Annotated in this window: 20 protein-coding genes and 1 tRNA gene; 5 read left to right on the forward strand and 16 right to left on the reverse strand. The window is 35.1% G+C overall.

What is annotated here, in order from left to right; translation table 11 throughout:
* Positions 1–1,039: 1,039 nt before the first annotated feature.
* The 13 genes from BW942_RS05985 to BW942_RS06045 form a co-directional block, all read right to left on the reverse strand.
* Positions 1,040–1,642: a riboflavin synthase gene (locus BW942_RS05985; protein ID WP_000494006.1), complete on the reverse strand. Its 603-nt coding sequence runs from the start codon at positions 1,640–1,642 to the stop codon at positions 1,040–1,042.
* Positions 1,627–3,027, reverse strand: a complete 1,401-nt coding sequence (locus tag BW942_RS05990; RefSeq protein WP_000202680.1) for a bifunctional diaminohydroxyphosphoribosylaminopyrimidine deaminase/5-amino-6-(5-phosphoribosylamino)uracil reductase RibD — start codon at positions 3,025–3,027, stop codon at positions 1,627–1,629. Before BW942_RS05990 ends, BW942_RS05985 begins: the two co-directional genes overlap by 16 nt.
* Positions 3,027–3,965, reverse strand: coding sequence for a protein translocase subunit SecF (gene secF / locus BW942_RS05995; protein ID WP_000459252.1), 939 nt, complete (start codon positions 3,963–3,965; stop codon positions 3,027–3,029). The genes BW942_RS05990 and secF overlap by 1 nt, the downstream gene beginning before the upstream one ends.
* A 4-nt stretch (positions 3,966–3,969) precedes the next feature.
* The gene (gene secD, locus BW942_RS06000; RefSeq protein ID WP_000833715.1) at positions 3,970–5,898 is read right to left on the reverse strand and encodes a protein translocase subunit SecD; all 1,929 of its coding nucleotides are present in this window, start codon (positions 5,896–5,898) and stop codon (positions 3,970–3,972) included.
* A gap of 10 nt (positions 5,899–5,908) precedes the next feature.
* Positions 5,909–6,655, reverse strand: a complete 747-nt coding sequence (locus BW942_RS06005; protein ID WP_000723997.1) for an SRP-less Sec system protein — start codon at positions 6,653–6,655, stop codon at positions 5,909–5,911.
* Positions 6,652–6,978, reverse strand: a complete 327-nt coding sequence (gene yajC / locus BW942_RS06010) for a preprotein translocase subunit YajC (RefSeq protein WP_000141830.1) — start codon at positions 6,976–6,978, stop codon at positions 6,652–6,654. The genes BW942_RS06005 and yajC overlap by 4 nt, the downstream gene beginning before the upstream one ends.
* 55 nt (positions 6,979–7,033) lie before the next feature.
* A complete protein-coding gene (gene trpD / locus BW942_RS06015) occupies positions 7,034–8,044 on the reverse strand; it encodes an anthranilate phosphoribosyltransferase (RefSeq protein ID WP_000433680.1) in 1,011 nt (336 codons plus the stop codon).
* Positions 8,019–8,765 (reverse strand): CDP-diacylglycerol--glycerol-3-phosphate 3-phosphatidyltransferase, encoded by a 747-nt coding sequence (pgsA, locus tag BW942_RS06020; protein WP_001045091.1) that lies wholly within the window; start codon positions 8,763–8,765, stop codon positions 8,019–8,021. The genes trpD and pgsA overlap by 26 nt, the downstream gene beginning before the upstream one ends.
* A complete protein-coding gene (gene rimO, locus BW942_RS06025; protein WP_000358325.1) occupies positions 8,762–10,075 on the reverse strand; it encodes a 30S ribosomal protein S12 methylthiotransferase RimO in 1,314 nt (437 codons plus the stop codon). The genes pgsA and rimO overlap by 4 nt, the downstream gene beginning before the upstream one ends.
* A gap of 8 nt (positions 10,076–10,083) precedes the next feature.
* Positions 10,084–11,199, reverse strand: a complete 1,116-nt coding sequence (locus tag BW942_RS06030; protein ID WP_001072290.1) for a helix-turn-helix domain-containing protein — start codon at positions 11,197–11,199, stop codon at positions 10,084–10,086.
* 21 nt (positions 11,200–11,220) lie between these two features.
* Positions 11,221–11,994, reverse strand: coding sequence for a LolA family protein (locus BW942_RS06035; protein ID WP_000196651.1), 774 nt, complete (start codon positions 11,992–11,994; stop codon positions 11,221–11,223).
* A 458-nt stretch (positions 11,995–12,452) separates the two neighbouring features.
* A complete protein-coding gene (locus BW942_RS06040; RefSeq protein ID WP_000014283.1) occupies positions 12,453–13,622 on the reverse strand; it encodes a DUF1577 domain-containing protein in 1,170 nt (389 codons plus the stop codon).
* Between the two features lie 1,208 nt (positions 13,623–14,830).
* On the reverse strand, positions 14,831–15,262 hold the full coding sequence (locus tag BW942_RS06045) for an AAA family ATPase (protein WP_001001361.1): 432 nt from the start codon (positions 15,260–15,262) through the stop codon (positions 14,831–14,833).
* 99 nt (positions 15,263–15,361) lie between these two features.
* Here BW942_RS06045 and BW942_RS06050 point away from each other — a divergent pair, with 99 nt between their 5' ends.
* Positions 15,362–15,604, forward strand: a complete 243-nt coding sequence (locus BW942_RS06050; protein ID WP_000876121.1) for a hypothetical protein — start codon at positions 15,362–15,364, stop codon at positions 15,602–15,604.
* A 14-nt stretch (positions 15,605–15,618) separates the two neighbouring features.
* On the opposite strand, the gene BW942_RS06055 is transcribed toward BW942_RS06050, so the two are convergent.
* Positions 15,619–15,691: transfer RNA gene (locus tag BW942_RS06055), tRNA-Phe, on the reverse strand.
* A 91-nt stretch (positions 15,692–15,782) separates the two neighbouring features.
* Here BW942_RS06055 and BW942_RS06060 point away from each other — a divergent pair.
* Positions 15,783–16,448, forward strand: coding sequence for a protein-L-isoaspartate O-methyltransferase family protein (locus BW942_RS06060; protein WP_000493050.1), 666 nt, complete (start codon positions 15,783–15,785; stop codon positions 16,446–16,448).
* Between the two features lie 27 nt (positions 16,449–16,475).
* Here the strand turns inward: BW942_RS06060 and BW942_RS06065 are convergent, their stop codons facing one another.
* Positions 16,476–16,682, reverse strand: coding sequence for a hypothetical protein (locus BW942_RS06065; protein WP_000971361.1), 207 nt, complete (start codon positions 16,680–16,682; stop codon positions 16,476–16,478).
* Between BW942_RS06065 and BW942_RS06070 the strand changes: the two genes are divergently transcribed.
* The 3 genes from BW942_RS06070 (at position 16,618) to BW942_RS06080 (ending at position 20,058) form a co-directional block, all read left to right on the forward strand.
* The gene (locus BW942_RS06070) at positions 16,618–18,318 is read left to right on the forward strand and encodes an acyl-CoA dehydrogenase family protein (protein WP_000365024.1); all 1,701 of its coding nucleotides are present in this window, start codon (positions 16,618–16,620) and stop codon (positions 18,316–18,318) included. The genes BW942_RS06065 and BW942_RS06070 overlap by 65 nt on opposite strands.
* A gap of 140 nt (positions 18,319–18,458) precedes the next feature.
* Entirely contained in the window at positions 18,459–19,178 is a 720-nt protein-coding gene (locus BW942_RS06075) for a DNA alkylation repair protein (RefSeq protein ID WP_000377368.1), read from the forward strand.
* On the forward strand, positions 19,156–20,058 hold the full coding sequence (locus BW942_RS06080) for an SPL family radical SAM protein (RefSeq protein WP_000079210.1): 903 nt from the start codon (positions 19,156–19,158) through the stop codon (positions 20,056–20,058). Before BW942_RS06075 ends, BW942_RS06080 begins: the two co-directional genes overlap by 23 nt.
* Positions 20,059–21,384: 1,326 nt before the next feature.
* On the opposite strand, the gene BW942_RS06085 is transcribed toward BW942_RS06080, so the two are convergent.
* Positions 21,385–22,404 (reverse strand): 4-phosphoerythronate dehydrogenase, encoded by a 1,020-nt coding sequence (locus BW942_RS06085; protein WP_000421034.1) that lies wholly within the window; start codon positions 22,402–22,404, stop codon positions 21,385–21,387.
* Positions 22,405–22,443: the final 39 nt, after the last annotated feature.

Below are 22,443 nucleotides of genomic sequence, written 5' to 3' on the forward strand. Positions count from 1 at the left end.
TAATACAGGATGAGCTTACTTCGAAAAAGATAGAATCTAAGATCTCCTTCAAAAAAACGAATAATTCCAGGGCAGATAATCTTGAAAACTTCTGCATCTTGAATGCTATTTTTATAGGTTCAACTAGTAAGACCTAAAATACTACTCGGACGCATGAAAATAGTACCAAGTTATTAACGGCCTAATTTACGAAAAACTAGTGGTATTTAAAAAATACCGCAAATTCGGGATTTACGGCATTTTAAAGCAAGACCAAAATATTCAAATTTTTGAAACAATCTAACACAAGTATTCTATTCATGCGTCCGAGTAGTAAGTCTCTAAAAAAACTACAATTTTATAAAACAGAAATTTACAATTTTCTAAAATTCTAAATTTGAATTGCGTAATACCTACTCAGAACTATATAGTAGGGTACTAAATTTTCAATCAAACAGACTTGCGATAAAATTGTAAGCTTTCTCTCAAAAAAGGCCATAACTTCCAGATTAAATTCTAATTTGTGAAAATTCTACATCTTCACAAAATGACCGTTCACTTTCAGTATCACTTTTATGAGTCTTAATACTATGCCGTAGCTCCTACATTTTAGTAAAGTTCAAGATAATGCAGTACTATAAATAGGCCGTTACTACTCAGAGATACATAAGAAGAATACTATGATGAGCTTTACTTTAGTTAAAGTGAATTTGGCGTAAGAAATTCATGATTCTGAAAAAAGTTGGAATCTGAACTTTATAGATCGATTCTTTAAATGTGGGAGCTACCACAATTGATAAAATAGAAGTTTATAACACTTGAATCTGTTGTATTTCAAGTGTGGGAACTCTCACAAAACTTAGGTTTGTCTGTAAAATGATGTAGGAACTACTGTAAACCACGATTTTACGAACAAATTCTAAAATTGTAGGAACCCCACATTTTTAACGTGGGTTCGATAAAAAATCCATTTAAAGATTTATTTCACAGTGGAAAACGTGGGAACTCTTACAAAATCTCAATTTTACGGATAAACTCTGAAAATGTAGGAACTATTACTTTACTGAAACTTAAGAAGTTGTTCCAAATAGCGAGCTACAAGATCTATCTCTAAATTTAAAACCGAGTCTGAATTCCAAGATTTAGCATTCGTTTTTTTAAGAGTTTCTGGAATCAAAACCAAATCAAACGTATCAGAATGGGAATTAACCACGGTCAACGAAATTCCATCCACAGTAATACTTCCTCTCGGAGCGATGTATTTCGAAAGAGAAGAATCATTTCGGACCGTATAACAAATCACATTTCCATCTTCTCTTTCTTCTTTGTTCAGAATTTTTCCAACCCCATCCACATGACCACTTACAAGATGCCCACCTAAACGAGTTGTAGGAAGTACACTCCGCTCTAAATTTACTTCTTCTCCTACTTTAAAAAACTTAAAATTAGTTAATTCTAAAGTTTTAAAACTAGCATAAAATCGGAAACGATCCCCCTCTTCGTAAAACGAAGTAACGGTCTGGCAACAACCATTCACTGCAATCGAGTCACCTAACTTGAGATCCGGACGCACCCACTTTGTCTCCACTAAAAAACTTCTTCCCTCAGTCGTTTCTTGAATTTCAGAAATTCTTCCAGTGGTTTCGACTAAACCGGTAAACATCCGTGCACCTCCCAAATATCTTTCCCGACACTTGTTTTCCAGATTAAGGTTTCAGAATTTGTAATCAACTTGGGTTTTATACCTTCCGGTATGGTAAAAGTAGATCGAATTTTTAAAATCAAATCGTCATCTCTCATTTTAGAAGAAAAAGTTTCATACATTAGATTTCCACCTTCAACTAGTATGAGATTAGCTCCTATCGAAGATAAAACATTTAAACATTCCTCTGCCATCGTTTCCGGATCAAATGTATAAATTTTATTATCCGTTAAGGACTTAAGTAACTCTCTAATTTTTTCGCTGAAAGATTCGTTTCGTTTTAGAAAAAAAATACATTTTTTAGAATTATTTTTTTTATTGATTCTTCTTTGTTTTTCGACCCAACTTTCGGGTATATTTTTTTCTTCGAATATAATAAAAACGCGATATGGTTGATAATTCTCTTGATCCTTACGATGAATTTCCGAAATTTCCGGATTAAAACCGTATTTTAAAATATTCTTTAAAAATCGAGAAGTCCCTTCTGAGTTCTTAATTTCAGAACCTACTCCCAAATTTTTTTCTAAATCCTTAATTTCATCCCCTCTCTCAAAATAAGCCCCATGCTCAAATTTTAAAACTCCTGCCCGTTCCAAATCAACTCCTGCTTCAAACCAGCGGCTTATATCAAATCCATTACTTTCCCCAAAAATATTTTCCTGAATGGTTCCCAAATCGGTAGCCCAATTGCCTCCAATCCTAAAATCTAAACCAGGTAGATCTTGGAATAAGGTTCTAGGACCAATAAGTACAGCGTCGCATTTTGCTCGCAAAATAGAAGTTAGGCGATCTGATAAATTTCCAGAAAGACGAACCGTAGCCTTATCCTTAGTGGTAAAAAAACCTTCTTTAGAAACCGCCGATTTGATAATCATAGAAGGTTTTTGTTTTTCAATTCTAGAAATAAATCCAAATAAACTTTCTTCTGCAATTTCTTTTAAACCAAAATCTGAAACAACTTGAATTCCAGCATTCCTACAAATTTCTAAACCTTCGTTTTTACGAACGAGAGGATTAGGATCTTTTAAACCGTAGTATAGCGTTTTCGGTTTATGTTCTAAAATTAAATCTAAACAAGGAGGGGTTTTACCATGATGTGTACAAGGCTCAAAAGTCACCCACACGTTATGCGGTTTTGATAAAAGCCCATTATTAATAAATTCATAATATGCATTTCTTTCCGCATGTGGTCCACCGGTAGGTGAAGTTCTACCTTTGGCAAATATTCGTTTGTTTTCAACATCCGTAATGAGACAAGAAACAGGGGGGTTCGGCGAACTTTCCCCCATGGATAAAAAGGAAAGTTTGCGCAATTCCTCCCGAAATTTTTCCGGGAGGGAAGTCATCAGTCGCGAGCCTTTCGTATAACTTGGTCGTAAATATCTACAAGAGGGGCTGCAATAAAAATCGAAGAATACGTTCCAATCACAATTCCAAACGTAAGAACGTAAGCAAAATCGAATAGTTCGGTTGCTCCACCGATGATAATTGCTACGATAGAAATCAAAGTCGCAAAAGAAGTGTTAAACGTTCTTCCCAAAGTCTGATTAATCGCAGAATTGATCGTCTGTCCGAAAGTTTGATTCAAATTTCCTGCGGAATTTTCTCGGATTCTATCAAATACTACGATCGTATCATTGATCGAATACCCAAGTAATGTCAATAAGGCGGCAATAATAGGAACACTTGGTTTAATTTGAAAAAATCCTATAAACGCAACCGTCAAAATGAGGTCGTGCGTCAAAGCCAAAATGGCTCCCAAAGCAAACTTAAATTGAAATCGAAAACTAATATATGCGAGTATAATCGCCATCGTAAGTCCAAGCAAAGTAGTTCCAGTAGAAGAAAGCTCTCCTCCTACAATCGCACCTACTTGATTAGCGCTGAGTATATTACTTTTATCAATTCTAAAATCCGCGATTAAAATCGAAATCAAAGCATCGATTCCAGAAAGTTCTACCTTATCCGTAGGTTTTAATCCGTTTTTCTCTCTGTATTTTAGTAAAATTGAATCTACTGAGCCTAGACCTATATCGATTTGATAGTGATGTTTTTCTTTATCTAAAAGCAAAAGCACTGCTTCGATCTTATTTTCCGCAAAGTAATTTTCCAACTTTTTACGATCCATATTTTGATCGAACTCGACTACAGTTCTAAGACCACCGTTAAAATCCAAAGAGTTGGCAAAACCTCCGTGAACTGCATACGTATAACTAAAACCGAATACGATTAGAGCCAGAGAAATACAAATTGAAACGTATTTATATTTTATAAAATCAAACATTCTTTTAGGACTCCAATTTTTTAAAGCCAAGCTGGAGTTTCTGAACCCCTAAACGATTGACCAAAAGATCCATCACTAAACGACTTAAGAACAAGGATGTAAAAAGAGAAGTGATAATTCCCCAACACAGAGTGATCGCAAAACCTTTAATCGGACCGTTTCCAAGACGAATCATCAAAATCCCAGAAATCAAAGTAGTTACGTTACTATCTATAATCGTCCAAAATGCGTTGTCAAATCCTTGTGCCACAGCAACAGTTGCAGACTTACCCGCACGCAATTCTTCCTTGATCCTTTCATAGATAATCACGTTAGCGTCCACCGCCATACCTACCGTCAAAATGATCCCGGCAAAACCAGGTAAAGTCAAAGTAAATCCCATCAAAGAAAGAAGGGCACTTAAAATTACTATATTCGCAAAAAGTGCGGCGTTCGCTACCAGACCCGAAAGACGATAAATTAAAATCATATAGAACATGACTAAAACAAATCCGATCAAAACCGCTTTCATACCCACTTCGATAGATTCAATTCCAAGAGTAGGGCCGATAAATCTCATTTCCAAAACTCTCAAAGGAATCGGAAGCGCACCTTCACTGATCACGTTCGCAAGATCAACCGCCTCTTCCTTTGTAAAAGAACCGTCTATCTGAGCCACACCACCCGCGATAGCACTTCGAATCGTTGGGGCAGATACAACCTTATCCCCCCAAACAATAGCTAAATTTCTACCTTTGTTTTGGGAAGTAATCTCAAAGAATTTTTCAGCCCCGCTGCTAGTCAGAGTAAAAGAAACGATATACCCAAAAGAATTATTTTCAAAGGAAGGTCTTGCGTCCCTCATATCCCTTCCATCCAAAGCGATCGCTTTTTCCAAAACGACAAACTTTCTAGGAAGTAAGGTAGAATTTTGATGATTTCCCCTGGCCCAATATGCAAAAACCCTGTATCTATCCCTAGGGATTTTATACTTTTCTTCTAAACCTTGTAGAAACTTATCTTGTTCTGCCTTTCCAAGTTTCTGTTTTATAATATTCTGATATTGTACTATATCCGTTTCTTCCCTTCTTTTCAATTCGAGAAGCCTATTTTCTTCCTGTTGAATGATAGAAGCGTATGTCAAACCATTTCCTGCAGAATTTTCCGGCTCTTCTAAACGATACTCCACGGTTTCGGTATTTTGAATGATTTCCAAAATTTGGGAAGAATTGGTTACACCTGGAAGTGAAACTTCTATGGAATCCTGATCCTTTTGAATCCGTACCTGAGGTTCAGTCAAATTTTGGCTCGTTAGACGATTATCTATGATCAGTTTTGCTTTTTCTAATTCTAAAAGTTTTCGACTCGGAGAAAGTTCAAAGTAACTTTCAATTTCACTCAAACGATCCTTGGCTTTTTTCTTTTCCTTTTCGTCTGCAGAAGGATCCGTCACGGTTTTGTTTAAATTTTCAATTTCTTTAATATAACTTTCTCGGAGTTTAGAAGCGTAGTCTTCAAAATCTCCCTTCATCGCTACTCTCATTCCACCCTGCAAATCCAAACCGAGTTTAATCGTCAAAGGACGTCCCTTTGTAATCCACTCTTCCACTAAAGTAGGGCGAAGTTTATTCTTGGCTTCTAAGATCAGTTCTGGATTTTCCTGAGAGATTTGATTGATCTTTGCCGAAGTAATAAATCTTCCTTTTACCAACAAGAAAGATTCATCCTTAAGTTCGGAAGGAGAAGGAGAAATGACCCAATCGGATTGTTTATATTCTCGATTCCAACGTTCTTCAAAACGGGAAAGGATCGCCTTTTTTTGTTCTGGAGAAATAGAAATAAATTCTTTTCTGACCGCAAGTTCCAACTCTCTAGTCGCGAAGTTGGGATAAAGTATCACCGTGGCCGCCAAAATAATCAAGAGCGGCAAAAAAATCCATGTCGCAGATTTCAAAAGAAAACTCCTAATCTCTTCTCATTTTATTGATCGTAACCGGGGATTTGCGGCTGGAACTTCCGCGTGATTTACCCGCTTTCAATCGGTATAAAGCAAATAATAAAATAAATACTATAATGATAATAGGCTTTTTATACTCAGAAATAAATCCAGTAAAGGAGCCTGATTTTTGTACTTCCTGAACTTTCTTTTTGTTCTCTTCCTTTTTTTTGTCTTCACCTAACTTGAGTATTTCGGAAAGTCCACTTCCAAAAGAGGAGCCTTGTTCCGATTTTTGAGAAACCGTATAACCCGGCAAATTGTTAGGATGAATTTGAACTTCTTCGTTAACCCAATACGGTTTAGGTAAATCTCTAAGATCCATCTTAGAAGCGCTCACGCGTTGTTCATCTACATTTCCGGATTCAAGTGTATTAGAAGAACCTGAATTGCTCCCATTCAAATTAGAATTATTATTTCCAGAAGAAGTTTCGTTAGTATTAGGTATTACATTTTTCTTTTGGGTTTCTTCCAGATTGTTTGGAATGGAAGAAGAAGATTTTTTAGATCTTTTCTTTTTGGATCTTTTCTTTTCCTTTTTTTTAGGAGTGGATGTCCCCGAAGAAGCGCCCGCCGTATTAGAAGATTTTTTACTTACTGTTTTTTTAGGCTCCGTGACCTTTTCTAAAAAGTCGATCTCTTCCCCATCCTGAGAGAATAGCGCCAAATTCCCTAAAAATAAAAAGATTAGAATTAAGATCGAAATTTTTTTCATTTGTCCGCTTGTTGTTTCTTTTTTAGAACCGTACTCGCGGTAAAGGATACGTTGGTATCTTTAGCGATATTCAGAACAACTACTTCGTTATTGTCTTTGATCTCTACAACCTTTCCGTGAATTCCAGAAGAAGTGACTACCTCGTCTCCTTTTTTCAAACTATCTATCATTTCCTTACGTTTTTTTTCTTCGTTCCTTTGAGGACGAATGACCAGGAAATACATGATCACGAGCATAATTGGAATGAGAAGCAAAGTAGAAAAAGGAGATTTGTCTCCTTCTCCGGCGGCCTGAGCCAATTGTAGTAAAATATCAAATGTCATCGTTTACTTTCCTGTTCGGTTCTTTTCGTCAAATTCTTACCAGTATTTTTCTCGTTTACTCTTTGGAAATTAAATCTTCGAAATACTTTTTTGTTTTTCCGGAAAGAATGGCCTCTTTGGCGATTTGATACCCTTGTTCAATTGTATCTATCTTCCCCATTACAAAAAGTCCAGCTCCCGCATTCAATGCCACCGCGTGTGTCCCCGCAATCGATTCCGAATTCAAAACCTTTCTCGCCAAAACCTCTGCATGGTCGCTGGAAGAAGCATATACTTCTTCTTTGTTTAAAGAAGAAAGTCCTAAAATTTTAGGATCAAACGAATGGCGGCTAATTACACCATTTTCTAAAAAAGTATAATCCGTAATCTGAAAGATTGAAAATTCGTCCAAACCATCCCTCGAATGACATACCAAAGCCCTCTTCAAACCTAAAGATTGTAATACTTTGATAAACAGTTCCATCAATTCTGGTTGATACACACCTATAATTTGAAACTGAGGAGAAAACGGATTGGAAAGTGGGCCAATCATATTGAAGACGGTTCTAAATCCCAGTTCTTTCCGAACCGGACCAGCGTGTTTCATAGATGGATGCCACATAGGAGCAAATAAAAATGTAAATCCTCTATTTACAAGATGAGCTTCCACTTCTTCTTGAGTTGTCTCGGTTTGATAACCTAACCGAGTTAATATATCGCTAGAACCTGTATGAGAAGAAACGGATCGGTTTCCATGTTTAGCCACCTTAATCCCTAAAGAAGCTAAAACGATCGCAGAGAGAGTGCTGATATTGATCGTTCCTTGTCCATCTCCTCCTGTTCCACAGGTATCCAATAAATCAAATGGAAAAACGGTTTTAGGTCGAAGAGCGTTTTTACGAAGCGCCAATGTACAACCTAACACTTCTTCTACGGATTCCCCATTGAAACGCATTGCGGTCAAAAAAGAAGAAAGTAAAATTTCAGAAACCTCTCCTTTCATTACATGGTTCATAAAAGATTCCGCTTCTAAAGCGGTTAAATGTTTATGTTCGATGAGTTTAAGAACGGCTGCTCTTGGTTCCATTTTTTTGAAACATCCCTTTGAGATTAGAAGGATAAAGAACTTTACTATTGGAAACTAAATAACGGATTCCGGAAATCACAGTAATTGTGGTAGTGACCAACATTCCCCAATAAGGGACAAACGTTCCTAAACCAAAAACCACGTCTCCTAGTCCGTTATTTTGGTCCAAATTTCGGAAAAACTGAATTGCGTTATTGGTCGCAAATTCAAATACGGTGAGACCATTCGCTTTTCCGGTTGCGTATGCTTGGTTGATCAAAATCCTCTTTTTGCTAGAAATCAAAATAAAAAATACAAGGATCAAAACGATGGCCCCCATTTGAAAGACAGTCTTTACCTTTCCAAGCATCGTAGTACGGATCGACTGTCCTTGGCGAATCGCAAGATAACGAAGAGAAGTGATCAGCATATCTCTTCCAATAATTAAACAAACCATCCAAAATTCGATCTGTTCTTGTAAAAATATAAACGTAATAAAACAACCAGTAACGATGATCTTATCCGCAAGAGGATCTAAAAATTTACCGAACTCCGTTTCCTGGTTCCACTTTCGAGCCAGATAACCGTCTATCAAATCAGTTAAAGAAGCCACTGAAAAAAGGATCAGAGCCGCGATATGATATTCCAATTCCTTTTGAAATAAAAACCATACGAAAAAAGGCACCGCAGCAACTCTTAACATAGTAAGAATATTAGGAATATTGAAAATAACCTTGTTCATACCCAAGTTCCATTCATGTCGTATTCGTAAAAGGAATCGATCCGCACTTTTCCGATCCTACCCGGAAGGAGAGAAACATCGTCCACGTAGACTACTTCATCCATTTCCGGAGCGTCTTGAAATCTACGAACCACCGCCTGTCCGTCTTCTATCCCGTCCACAATCGCATCGTAGGTCCGACCAATTCTAGATTCGTGTATCTCTTCTAAGATCTCCAGATGAGAATCACGGATCAGATTGATTCGTTTCGATTTTTCCTTTTCGGAAACGGTTTGTTTGAGTTGGGCACCTTTGGTTCCTTCTTGAGGGGAATAAGAAAATAAATTTACTTTTTCCGGTCTGGTATCTTCGATAAAACGTAAAATCTGATCCACGTCTTCGGGTTCTTCTCCCGGATAACCGATGATAAACGAAGTACGAATTTCTAAACCTGGTTTGACTTCTCTGGCAAGAGAGAATAGATCCTTAAAATAGGAACTTTCTCCGGTCCGGTTCATCACCTTTAGAATTTTAGAAGATACGTGTTGTAGAGGGGATTCCAAATACGGAGCAATCTTAGAAGTTTCTCCCATCAAACGAATCAACTTTTCGGTTTTTTTATCCGGATACAAATACAATAATCTTAGAATTTCGAGAGAATCAATCTCTGCAACTTTACGAACCATATCCAAAAGTATTTCGGAGTCTCTTCCGTAATAGACCGTATCTTGAGAAACCAAACAGATTTCTTTGGCACCCGCGCGTATCGCTCTATTTGTATCTCTTAAAATATCGTCTAACGGAGATTCTGCGAATTTTCCTCGAAAGGAAGGAATGATACAAAAAGAACAACCCCGATTACAACCGTCAGAAACTTTTACATAAGCATACGGTTTAGAATAGTTTTCGATTTTAGAAGATAATTTCCATCTTTCTAATAAACTATCGTTAAATTCCAGTTGAGAAGGAGAAAGTTCCGGAAATTTTTCGCGTAAAATTTTTCCTGCTTGTGAGTATTTGCCAGTTCCAAAAAACAAATCCACTTCCGGAATTTCAGAATGAATATTGTCCGGATAACGTTCTGCAAAACAACCTACTACAACTAACTTTTGGTGATTCTGTTTTTTTACCTGAGCCGCAGACAAAATGGTCTGAATCGTTTCTTCCGTAGCTGATTGAATAAACGTACAGGTATTGATAAAATGGAAATCGGATTCTTCAGGCAAAGAAGCGGGAGTAAACCCTTCTTCCAGAAGAGAATGATGCATACTCATAGAGTCCGCAATATTTTTAGGACAACCGAGTGTGGTGATGTAGAACTTCTTATCCAAAAAAATTCCTATTCTCCCAACTCCTTGATGATGGACTGTGTGCTATCATAAGGATTTTGAGTTTTCACAAAAATTTTCTTCACTAGTTTACCAGGGCGTCCCAAAGTGATTTTAGGTTTACCGTTTTGAATCATCTCCACCGCAGAACCGTCTCCTACTTTTAGTTCCAGACGATCCTTAGCTTCTAAACTTCTGGTTTCTCCCGTTTGTACAAGACCTCTAAATCCCATCTGACCGTCTATGATGAACTCAGCATAACTAGGTTTATTAAAAAATAGAGTTACTTGAATCGGAACATCGCCTAACGTTTTTGTGTTATCAACTGAGTTATTATTTTCCTGTTTTTGTTCTTCGTCGCTCAACGTGACTAAAACCTTTGCCGAATTTTCAGTCACCGCCTGGGAGATAATTCTAACATTCCTCCTAAGACTGGAAATTTCCGGAATTGTATAACTGAGTATTTTTTCCTGTCCTTCACTCAAACGAAATTTATATACCGTAAGTTCTGGATAAACGTTAAACGCAAGTACAGCGGTGTTGACAGCGCCTCCTTTTTCCACAGAATCTATAAATAGTTTACACTGTTGATTGCTTACCGAAAAACTGACTCCTTTATCCGGAGTAAGAATGAAGGATTCACTTCTGCTTTCCGGAATGGATCTAGAAAGAAAATCTATGTTTTCTGGAATATCTAGTTTTTTACCGGATTCTTCCACTGAGTCTTCATCGGAAGAAGGACCGATAAAACTATCAATGATAAGATACGCGGATATAAGAATGATCAATACAGACGCGATCGTAAAAATTTTATTTTTATCCACGTTAATTTTCGTATAATACGAAGCGGTAGGACGAGTCAGTTCTTCGAGAGGCGCTTGGGATTCTTCTATCTTTTCTCCTCTGTATAAATTGATCAACTGTCCTGTATCTAATTTTAGATAACCTCCGTAGTTTTTCAAAAATCCCATGGTAAAGGTTTCTCCCGGAAACTGAGAATAGTCTTCGGTTTCTAAAGCCAAAATGTATTTTACGGAAATATTAGTTTCTCTAGCAACGTCCTTGACACTTAGTTTTTTTTCTTCTCTCGCCTCACGGAGAATCTGCCCAACTCTTTTTTGATTCAACGTTTCTCTCCTTTTCGGGACCTATTGTTCCGACACAAGCGGGTTATTTATAATTTTTGCGTTTCCACCGATATGAAAGTTAAATTGTCCGTCTTCCAAATCCGGATTAATTTCTAAATTAGAGAATTCGATTGTAGTTTCCTTCCCTCTCCCATCACTCGCTACCGCTTTCTGAATAAAATACGTCTGTGCATCCACATAAAGTAACATCGTTTCAAAACCACCGATTTTTTCTCTTTGTTCCAAATTGAGCACAAAGTATTTACGTCCGTCTTTAGAAGAGGTTTGGGGTTGTTCTATAGAATCGAACTTATAATGATATTTCCTAAAAATTCGAGAAAGACCTTCGTCTGTAAAATTAGAAAAAATCGGTCCGGATTTATTTGATTTATTTAATGTAAGATCTTGTTTACCCACCGCGTTCAAGCGAGCTATATATATATATAAAGTTTTTCCGTCCGAAACGATTTCGTCTCCGGAAGGTTCGTTAAATTGATACCGGATTCTTCCGCCTTTTTTATAAAGACAGACACCTTTCATATTTTTGCTCTTTTTATTGGAAACCGTCTGAATTTGAAAATCGGCCTTATAAGAATTCAAATCACTGAACTTCTTCTTTACCTGCTTGACTACTTCGGAAGGAGAATTCCAGTTATGCGCGGGTTGAGCCAGCAAAGAGGGTTCTAAGGCTAAAAATAGAATAAAAAAAGAAAGAATGATTGTTTTTTTCATGAGAAAGACCGGATCTCCCGGGATTTTTTTTACTAAGATCAAATGCCTTGGAAACCTTGTCACTTTTTAAATTCCGAGAGATGGAGATAGGACGAATTTTGGGTTCAAGACAGCGACTAAAAAGACAGATACTCGGGTCCTCTTTGATTTTTAGACAAAATTGTAAATCGATGTCTTAGAATATAACAACCGGACCTCTATATCACGCCGATCTAAATCGTTTTCCCAAAAAAGACTCTGCGGAAAGCTTTACTGGTCCAAGCCTTTCTTTGAAACCGCCAGATTTCCAGTTCTGACCTATAAAATGTATTTTTACACGTGATTCCTACAGATTTAGGCTAAAATACGGAGTAGCCCAGATAAAAAGTTTTATAGAACGGATTTGTGTTGTTAAGGTATTTTCCATTTCGGCTTTACTAACGTAAAATTGAAAAATTAAATTACCTTCAAAACAGACATCGATTCAAATTTATATTTAAAGAAAAGATTCAAAAATTATACTATACTTAAGTAAATAAAAATCAAATCGCGTGCGTTTTTAAACCGGTAAATTTTCCTTGGCCTAAAAGTTCTACATTTCTATGAAATTTTTCTCTTTCTCCTGGAAAAGAAGACTTAGCAACTAACTCCATTCCTAAAATTAGGCTACCTACCTCGTCGTAAGAAAGCCAACGGATTGCTCCAAAAACTTTGAAATAACCTTGCATACGAATGTAAATGTCAAACACAAATCCTGTGTGTTTAGGAAGGGTCTGAATTAAATGAGGTTCCGTAATTTTAATACAAATACCGTTATTGGAAATATCAATAATCGGAAATTTTTCAGTGGTTAAAACCGTGTTGGATTCTTTAATTCTAGCCACCATCTCTTTAGAAAGTTCGGCCAGTTTTTCGATGGTATTATTACCGAGAGTTTTTTCCTTGTTTCGAACCCAGATATATCCGAGGGGGATGGACTGTCTAGAATGATTGATATAGATGATCGGATAAATAATTTCTGAAACGATTTTTTCGTCCTTATATTTCCTCATCAAAGAAGGAATTTCTTCGTGAATCTCATCTTCTACATCCACTTGGTTTTCAGACTTAGATTTATAGGATTCTTCCAGAGAAGTATTTTCGATATGGATGTATTTTTTAGTTCGTTTAATCAATTCAAACTTTTCATCTTGATCCGACCTAAAAACATCTATTTCAACTAAACCCAATTGATCCGGTTTTAATTTTGTTTTATAATCTTCAAAACTTACCTTTACCAAAGTAGGAATGTTAAATAAAGAAGCATCTATGACAGTTTTAGAAGAATTGATATTGGTTACGTGAGCCGCATCCTCCGCGACAGAATAACGTGGAAAAGCGCGATTGGATTTTGCGATGGATACTTTATTTACAGAGAACTCCGCGACTCCTGGTCTAGTTTTTCTTATAAAACTACATTCTAATTGTACATACTTGGCGAGTATCTTATATAATACGATCTCATCGTTTTCAGAAAAGTGGGTTTCATCTGAAATACCTGCGATGATTTTTTCTCCGGAATCAACGTATCTTTGAATTGTAATCGTTTCCCTATTTAGATCCCCTTTGATGCGTAAACTCTGATTGAGTAAATGTTTTTCGATAATATGTTTTCTTTGTTCCGGAGAATTGATAACATCTAAATCTCGCTCTTTCAATTTTATTCCACTCATCGTCAAATCCTTAACTCAAAACAAAATATAAACGTCCTGCGTAGAATGAAATTAGTTGCGAATTCGGTAAATATAAAATTTATCGCTTAAATTCTCAAATTATAGAATCGCCTTTTTGATATGTATAAATTGAAATTTTAGAAAAAACAGGTTTTAAATTTTAAGTTGAATTTCAAAATCTTACTTATGTCTACGTTATTCTATCTTATCATTTAAAGACAAAAATTTAGGATCTACTTTTTAAATAAAATAAATGAGATAAACTTTCTTTCGTTTTCAACTTTTAAAAATTCTCTATTGTCTAACTTGGTTTTTAGGTAAGTATTTTAATTTTTACATATCTGGATTTTACAGATAAAATTCTAAGATGTCGGAACTTACTGAGTTTTTTAATTTCATATCAAAATCTTGATCGTTTTAAGAGACGTAATTCTGTGGGAACTACTGCATTTTTTAATTTCATATCAAAATCTTGATCGTTCTAAGAGGCGTAATTCTGTGGGAACTACTACGAAAATTTAACGAGATTAACGTGAGTTCGACATAAGAAAACGAGAAAGAATTTTCTAAAAGTATGAGTTCCTACAATTAGAGTTGTTAAAAAATTAATTCTCCATCGATTTCCGTTGTATGGAAACTGTCGATTGAAGTAGTTTTGTTAAACTCCACTATAGAATTTTTCAATAACTCTATTTTAGAATTGGCTCGTAAAATCGTGATTGGTGGGAGTTCCCACATTTTAGAAACCAAGATCACAACTTTTTTTAGAAAAATCAAGCATGGATTTCCTCACGTCAAACTGACTGATTATTAGAACTAATCGAAAGTTAGTAAATTGTCAATACAACCTAATTTGTGAGAACTACTACATTTGATTAAAAATTTTTAAAGAATGATCGTGTAAAATTCTTTGAGGTTTTGGGTAAACTTCGAATGAAAGTCGTCATACTACGATTTGGCGGAAACTTTAATTTTATTCAGAACTATATGCTTAAAATATTCATCATAAAAGCAGATTTGAGTACAAGATATCAAGTATTCCTGTATATAGCATTAGTAAAATTATAAAATTCGAATTTATATAGAAGATCATTAATAGAATTATTGAAAAATTAATTCTCTATGGGTTTTCGTTGTATGGAAACGGTCGATTGAAACGTTTTGTTAATTGTTGCTATGAAATTTTTCAACAACTCTAATGTAAATATTTATTCCGAAAGTATTTCAGGTAAAAGACGAATCTTATATTTTGAAGCCATTTTTTTTAAGGATTCATCATCGATAGAATGAACATTTTTTCCGTTATGATAATTCTCTACTGTGATTACAAAAATTGTATATTCGAATTCGGATGCAATTTGAAAGTAAGGCTCCATCTCCCAAGAAAGTGTAAACGTGTTGTCCGAAAAAATCTTAGAGGTTCCACGTTCCGCTTCTTTTCGAACACAGTCTTCGCAGTGTTTATATGCAAGATGATTTTTTTTATAATCAAAATTATATTCTTGAGTTTTAGAATCCGTAAAATAGTCATCCACGCTAAAAACCGGATACTTTCCGTTTTCAGATAAAAGTTTAGCGAGTCTGCTTTTACCTGCACCTGGCAAACCTCGCAAAAGAATCAGTGACTTTTCTTCATTCATTCTTTTACTTTACAAATACGTTGAATTTGATTAACCTATAAGAAACATCCAGCAAGAAATTTTTTTGTATTGAATAGCTGGAAACGCTAAGGGTTTAGGATGAAATATTTAGAAACAGAACAAATCATTCCTTCCAAAGGAATGTCTTATACAATGTATGAAGTGGAAGGGGAGGATCAGATTCAGAAAATGATGACTTATATTCCCAACACGGACGAAATTCATATTTATCCCAAACCTCCGGTCAAAAAATTATATAAACCCGAACTCTGTAAGGTGATCGACGAAGTTGTTTTTTCGGAACTCTGGAAATTAGGGGAAGAAAGAAAAGCAGCCAAATAAAAGGAAACGAGTTTTGGCCTCGGAGAGAATCGAACTCCCGACACAAGGATTTTCAGTCCTCTGCTCTACCGACTGAGCTACAAGGCCAAACTCATGGACAGAATAGAAAGACGATCGACACTGTCAACGAAAAAGATCGAAGCCGCTCTTCTCAAATCCTGTTTAGTGGAGAGACATTATGTTTTCTTCGTCTAAAGTCTGTAATCCGATTCTTCGTGAACAAGAAAGAAAAAATATGGTCGATCTTCAAATCGCCTCTCGAGGAATTAGAGATAAAAAAATTCTCTCTGCAATGCTTTCGATTCCAAGAGAATGTTTTGTTCCGAATTCCCATATTTTGCAAGCATACGAAGATAAACCACTTCCAATCGGTTGTAATCAAACCATCTCTCAGCCGTTTATGGTAGCATGGATGTCTTTACTTCTTGAAGTTCGAAAAGGAGACCGTATCTTTGAAATTGGAACCGGCTCGGGTTATCAAAGCGCCGTTTTAATTTTTTTAGAAGCCACGTTATACTCCGTTGAATTCTTTGACTCTCTTTCTAAAACCGCTACTCAAAATTTAGAATGTTGGAATCCAGGCTGTACTCAAACGAATCGTTTTATGATCGGAAGTGCGACTGAAATTCTAAAACCGGAACTTCAATTTGATAAGATGATTTCTTGCGCTGCACTTCCGAATCTTCCAGATACAAAAAGCTCCTACTTTCAATCTCTTATACCGGGAGGAATTTTTATCTTCCCAATGGGAAAACGAGATCAATATTTGATCTTCGCAAAAAGAAATCTCAACGACTGGTCCTTTGAATCCAAAGGTGGGGTTCGATTTGTTCCTTTACTTTAACTTGTATCCACGTCTTTATGGATTATTTTAAAAATACTTTTGAATATTCGCTTTTGCAAGATAAAGTATTTTTGAAATTGTTGATAGAATTCTTTTAATCTTTTTTAAATATTTTTCTATCTTGGAAAAACTGCAAGTTGAAACACTATCTACTTTAGGATGAACGACTATGGATCTATTGAACCCTAAAAAAACCGAATTTAAACATCTGGACGAAAAATCTAGAAACATCATGAAACGTACCATTGCCTTTTTTGAAAAGAAAGGAAAGAATAAACTAAAAGAAGACGACAGAAATCAAACCTGGTATGCGGACTTTTTAGAATTTCAAAAGAGCGAAAAAATTTTCGCCACTTTAATGACTCCTTCCGGTTACGGCGAAAATGATTCTAGATGGGATACAACTCGAATCTGCGACTTTAACGAAATCGCTGGTTTTTACGGTCTTTGTTATTGGTATACTTGGCAGGTTTCTATGTTAGGACTTGGTCCAATCTGGAACAGTAAAAATGAAGAGATCAAACACAAAACCGCAAAACTATTGTTAGATGGTGAAATATTCGCTTTTGGTCTTTCCGAAAAAGAACACGGTGCAGATTTAATTTCTAGCGATATGTCCTTAGAAAATAAAGGTAACGGCAACTACATCGCCAACGGAAGAAAATACTATATCGGAAATTCAAATAAGGCCGCGATCGTATCCACTTTCGGTAAGATGAAGGATACCGGAAATTACGTTTTTTTTGCGGTCAACTCCGGTCATAAAAACTACGAACTGATTCAGAACGTAGTCAACTCTCAGAGTTACGTAGGAGAATATGCTCTAAAAGATTATCCTATTTCCGAAAAGGAAATCCTTTCTAAAGACAGAGAAGCTTGGGATGCGTCTCTCAGTACAATCGCAGTTTGTAAATACAATCTAGGTTGGGCTTCTATTGGGATTTGTACTCATTCTTTTTACGAAGCTCTCAATCACGCTTCCAAAAGAAAATTATTTAATCGTAATGTAACAGATTTTTCTCAAATCAAACAGATGTTTGTGGATGCCTATTGTAGACTTTTTTCCATGAAACTTTTTGCGGCAAGGGCTAAGGATTATATGAGATCTGCCTCTGCAACAGACAGACGTTATCTTTTATTCAATCCAATGGTAAAGATGAAAGTTACCATGCAAGGCGAAGAAGTGATCAATCTTCTTTGGGACGTTATCGCTGCTAAAGGTTTTGAAAAAAATATGTATTTTGAAATGGCGGCCAAGGATATTCGAGGACTTCCAAAATTGGAAGGTACTGCACACGTAAACATGGCTTTAATCATCAAGTTCATGAATAATTATTTTTTCGAACCAAATTCTTCCCTTCCGGTTGTTCCTAAAATCGACGATTTTAAAAACGATGATTTTCTTTTTAATCAGGGAACTACTTCTAAAGGTTTTGAAAAAATTACATTCAGAGATTATAATGAAGTGTATTCAAACATAGATCTTCCAAACGTTCAAATTTTCAGAAAACAAATTGCGGTTTTAAAAGAATTCTTAAAATCCACTCCTCCCGATTCTAAACAATCTAAAGATTTAGACTTTATGCTAATTCTTGGAGAATTGTTTACGTTAGTCGCTTATGGTCAGCTTTTAATTGAAAATGCTGCCATTGAAAAAGTAGATAACGATCTTTTAGATCAAATTTTCGATTTTATGGTGCGCGATTGTTCCAAATACGCTCTTCAACTTTATTCCAAAAGAAGCAGCACAAAAGAACAAATGGAAAAATGTCTGGCTATGATTTTTAAACCCGCTGAAAACGAAGAACTTTTTAATCGTGTTTGTGCAAAGGTTTACTCTTATAAGGACGCTTATGAAATGGCTCCTTAAACTTCGTTCGTTTTTGTATGTATGATTATTTTTTTATAATATAAGGGTTTTATTTTATGTTGAAGTTCAACTAAAAAAAACCGAAATCTTCCATTTTTGAAAAAATTTCATACTTTAAACCGTAAGTTAAAATCAATTTCATGGATTCTATTCGTTCTAAAAAAGAAATCAAATTGATTCTTTCAAAACTTTCCGATTCCGATGAATCCCTCTGGATTTTCATCATTGAATCGGAGCTTTTGAAGAAAAAAATAAAGTTCCCACTACTTGAGTTTGTTGGAAAAGAACTCTATTTTAAAATTCCTGAAATGAATCAGATCTATTTTACAGATCAAATTATAAAGCTTGGACATATGGGAAGTTACGTCATCTCTGCAATTATCCTTCAGCTTCGTATGGAAAAACATTTCGAACAATCTTTAAATAAGGCTGTTGAATACATCCTTTTAGGAAACGAATGGTACGTATGTGACATCATCGGAGAAAGAATTATGGGCTATTTTCTTCTCAAAGAGCCCGAAAAAACCCTTCCAATTTTAAAAAATTACATCAACGATAAAAACGGTTGGATCGTTCGTTCGGTGGGAGTCGCTTCTCATTATGCAGTCAAAAAAGGTCTCGGAAAAAAATACGTGGAAGTTACGTTTTATCTTCTTTTATCTAAAACGGATACAAAAGACTTTCATACTAAAAAAGGAATTGGTTGGGCTCTTAAAACCATTTCTAAATTTTATCCGGATATCATTCAAAAATTTGAATCTAATTTACTAGCAAACCCTTCTATTCAACCGTTTTTTAGAAAAAAAATAGAAATTGGCCTAAGTAGATCTTCAAAGTATGGCTCAAAGTATTCGGATTAAAAATATTCTCAATAAAACGAAACGAAGAGATCCTTGGTTTTTAGACGACTATACAATCAATCCGTATAGCGGTTGTTCTTTTCGTTGTTTATATTGTTACGTAAAAGGTAGTAAATACGGCCTAAACGTTGAAGATAAACTTTCTATTAAAGAAAACGCTGTTGAAATTCTAGACAAACAATTATCTAACCTTGCTAAAAAGAATCGACACGGTATTATCGTTCTTTCCTCTGCTACTGATCCTTATTTACAACTTGAAAAAGAACGCGGTCTTACCAGAGAATTACTTAAGATAATTTTAAAGTATAAATTTCCAGTTCATATACTTACTAAATCAGATTTAATTTTACGAGACCTAGATTTGTTAAGCGAAATTGAAAAAAACGCAATTCTTCCAGTAGATTTGCAAAACCAATTAAGCCGTAAATCGTTTATTACGTTTTCATTTTCTATTCTGGATGATTCTATTGCTAAAATTTTTGAACCAGGTGCAACCTCTCCTAGTTTACGCATCTCTGCACTTAAAGAAACTTTAAAAGAAGGTTTTTTTTCCGGAGTAAGTTTGATGCCCTTACTTCCTCATATTTCAGACACAGGGGAAAATTTAGAATTTATGTTTCAAACGTTTCAAGAGATCGGAATCCGATATATCTTCCCTGCGAGTTTGACTCTTTTTGGAGGAAACGATCCTTTGGATCATAAAAATCTAATTTTTAAAGCGATCGAAAATCACTTTCCTCATCTACTTTCCAAATATCAAAAATTTTTTTCCAAAAATTTCAGAATGCCCAATTTCTATCAAAACGCTCTTTACCACAAAACTTCCGAGTTATGTTCTAAATACGGTTTACAAAAAGGAATTTTGACAACTGAATTCTAAGTCTGTCATTCCAAACCTAAAGACTATATAAATTTGATAATGGAGAAGAATTACTGGAAAGGATCAAGGTTTTTGTGGTAGTATTATAGTTTATTATAAATTTCTAATGAATCGTCGTTTATTTTTTTGAGACTCTAAATCAAATTATATATACTGGCAGATCAGTAATTCTTTACTTAACATGAGTTCGGCGTAAGAACCCATGATTCTGAAAAAAGTTGAAATCTGAACTTTATAGATCGATTCCTTACTACTCGTGCTCACAAAAATAGCACCAAGTTATTACTGATTTCTAGAAAATTTAGTACCGTTAATTTTATCACAAAACACTGATTCTATGTAAAATATTAGGTACATATTATATAGTTATGAGTAATGGCTGAATTGCGAAAAAAAATAGCTGCGTTTAAAAAATATCACAAATTCGGGATTTACGATATTTTAGAGCAGGGTCAAAACATTCAAATTTTTGAAACAATTTAACCCAAGTATTCTCTTTATGCGTCCGAGTAGTAAATTACTGCAAACCACGATTTTACAGACAAATCCTAAAATTGTGGGAACTCATACTTTTAGAAAAGTCTTTCTCAGTCGAACTTATGCTTAAATGGGATTTTAATTTTAATGATGGCGTAAAACTGCAAAAATCTGATTGGATGATGATTCTTTTTGTATTTTATAATAGTTCCTACAATTTTTAAAGTTTAACTGGTAAATCCACAATCTGTGAGAGTTCCCACATTTTAGAAAAAGGAGATTCTGACTTTGCGAGAGTTCCCACAAATTAGTCACATTACAAATTTTTAAACATTTATTTTTTATGGAAAAATCAGGTTTTTATAAAACGAATTTACTAAGCCAACTCACGCTAATCAGAAACAGGACGATACTTGATTCGTAACAGTTCCCACATTTTCCAGTCTTAGAATAAATTTATTTTTATACCTAATTCACATTTAATAAATTCTAAAATTAGAGTTGTTAAAAAATTCCATAGCAGTGATCAACAAAACTACTTCAATCGACCATTTCATGAAACAGAAACAAGATGGAGAATTCATTGTTTAACAACTCTAATGTAGAAATTCAAACCAACTTTTTACTTTGAAAATCACTTAGTAGAAACTGTCGTATTTATCAATTTTTAATTGAATTTTTATAAAATGATTTTTACTAATACCGTATAACGAAGTGCATAATATTTTGCACTCAAACAAACCCTTACGATAAAGATTCATTTTACTTTATTATATAACTCTAAATAACATAAATTCACGAGAAAAATTTTTTAAAAGTAAACTCGCCTTTGATCGTTAAACGAACTTTCTAAAAATCCCAATCGAGTCTTATTGGATAAGTATTTCTTCTTTTTTCAAAATAATTTGTATCTCCATTTCTCCAGGCTTCTCTCAAAAGACGATCCTCTTCCTTTAAAAAAGTAGAAGTTTTAAATTCTCCGGATGTTTGTAAAAAAAAATTTAAAGGTGGCAAAGGTTTGTCCTGGTATAAAATTGATAACTTTTCCGCAACTCGGTAAGTTCCGCCAATTCTGCCCAGCTGACTGTAACCCGCAACATGAGGAGTCAAAATAGAATGTTTTACTTCTGAAAGTTTTCTTCCCATTTCCAACGTAGGTGGCTCCGGATCAAATACATCTAAAATTTTGAATATATCATTTCTTGCAATCAATCGATTAAACGCTTCTCGAGAAAGTATTTCTCCGCGACTCGTATTGATAAAAATCGTACCCGACTTTAAAGAATCAATTAAAGACGTGCTCACAAATCGAAACGTGGGCTCCGGTCCGTCTTTGGTCAGTGGAACGTGAAAACTCAGAACGGAAGCATCTAAAACTTCACTCAAAGGTCTGGATTCTGTCTTATAAAACGGGTCATAAAATATACAGTTTACTCCCTTAGATATTAGAATTTTATAAAATTCTTTTCCTGTATGACCGTGTCCTACCAAGCCGATTTTTAATCCCTTAAGTTCGGATTCTTTAAACCGATTTAAAAGCCCCGCAAAACAATATTCTGCGACAGAACCGGCATTACAACCGGGAGCGTTTAGAAAAATTTTTTTGAATTCCTTAAGTGCATTAAAATCTACGTGATCCGTTCCAGAACTAACAGTAGCAAAAATTTTTACCGTAGGAAAGTTTTGTATATTATCTCGGTTTACTTGAAACCTAGTGTTTGCGATTAAAATCGTGGGTTCGTCTCTTGAAATCTCTCTGATTTGATCGTTAGGATAAGATCTTACTTCCAGCTTTTCGAAACTTGAAAAAATTTCCTTAGCCCCGATGGTTCCTTCAGGATAATATAAAATCGGTTTTTTTAGCTCCACTACTTTGTCATCTCATCCCAACCTCTTTTTTAGAAAAAA

The sequence above is a fragment of the Leptospira interrogans genome (assembly GCF_900156205.1).
GTDB classification, from domain to species: domain Bacteria; phylum Spirochaetota; class Leptospiria; order Leptospirales; family Leptospiraceae; genus Leptospira; species Leptospira interrogans.

Bases quoted from the DNA above. Each gene is read 5' to 3' on its own strand.
- BW942_RS06050 (WP_000876121.1), top strand. From the start codon at position 15,362: ATGAAATATTTAGAAACAGAACAAATCATTCCTTCCAAAGGAATGTCT.
- secF (WP_000459252.1), bottom strand. From the start codon at position 3,965: ATGTTTGATTTTATAAAATATAAATACGTTTCAATTTGTATTTCTCTG.
- BW942_RS06075 (WP_000377368.1), top strand. From the start codon at position 18,459: ATGGATTCTATTCGTTCTAAAAAAGAAATCAAATTGATTCTTTCAAAA.
- BW942_RS06045 (WP_001001361.1), bottom strand. From the start codon at position 15,262: ATGAATGAAGAAAAGTCACTGATTCTTTTGCGAGGTTTGCCAGGTGCA.
- BW942_RS06070 (WP_000365024.1), top strand. From the start codon at position 16,618: ATGGATCTATTGAACCCTAAAAAAACCGAATTTAAACATCTGGACGAA.
- trpD (WP_000433680.1), bottom strand. From the start codon at position 8,044: ATGGAACCAAGAGCAGCCGTTCTTAAACTCATCGAACATAAACATTTA.
- BW942_RS06060 (WP_000493050.1), top strand. From the start codon at position 15,783: ATGTTTTCTTCGTCTAAAGTCTGTAATCCGATTCTTCGTGAACAAGAA.
- BW942_RS05990 (WP_000202680.1), bottom strand. From the start codon at position 3,027: ATGACTTCCCTCCCGGAAAAATTTCGGGAGGAATTGCGCAAACTTTCC.
- BW942_RS06065 (WP_000971361.1), bottom strand. From the start codon at position 16,682: ATGATGTTTCTAGATTTTTCGTCCAGATGTTTAAATTCGGTTTTTTTA.
- pgsA (WP_001045091.1), bottom strand. From the start codon at position 8,765: ATGAACAAGGTTATTTTCAATATTCCTAATATTCTTACTATGTTAAGA.
- BW942_RS05985 (WP_000494006.1), bottom strand. From the start codon at position 1,642: ATGTTTACCGGTTTAGTCGAAACCACTGGAAGAATTTCTGAAATTCAA.
- BW942_RS06005 (WP_000723997.1), bottom strand. From the start codon at position 6,655: ATGAAAAAAATTTCGATCTTAATTCTAATCTTTTTATTTTTAGGGAAT.
- BW942_RS06080 (WP_000079210.1), top strand. From the start codon at position 19,156: ATGGCTCAAAGTATTCGGATTAAAAATATTCTCAATAAAACGAAACGA.
- yajC (WP_000141830.1), bottom strand. From the start codon at position 6,978: ATGACATTTGATATTTTACTACAATTGGCTCAGGCCGCCGGAGAAGGA.
- BW942_RS06040 (WP_000014283.1), bottom strand. From the start codon at position 13,622: ATGAGTGGAATAAAATTGAAAGAGCGAGATTTAGATGTTATCAATTCT.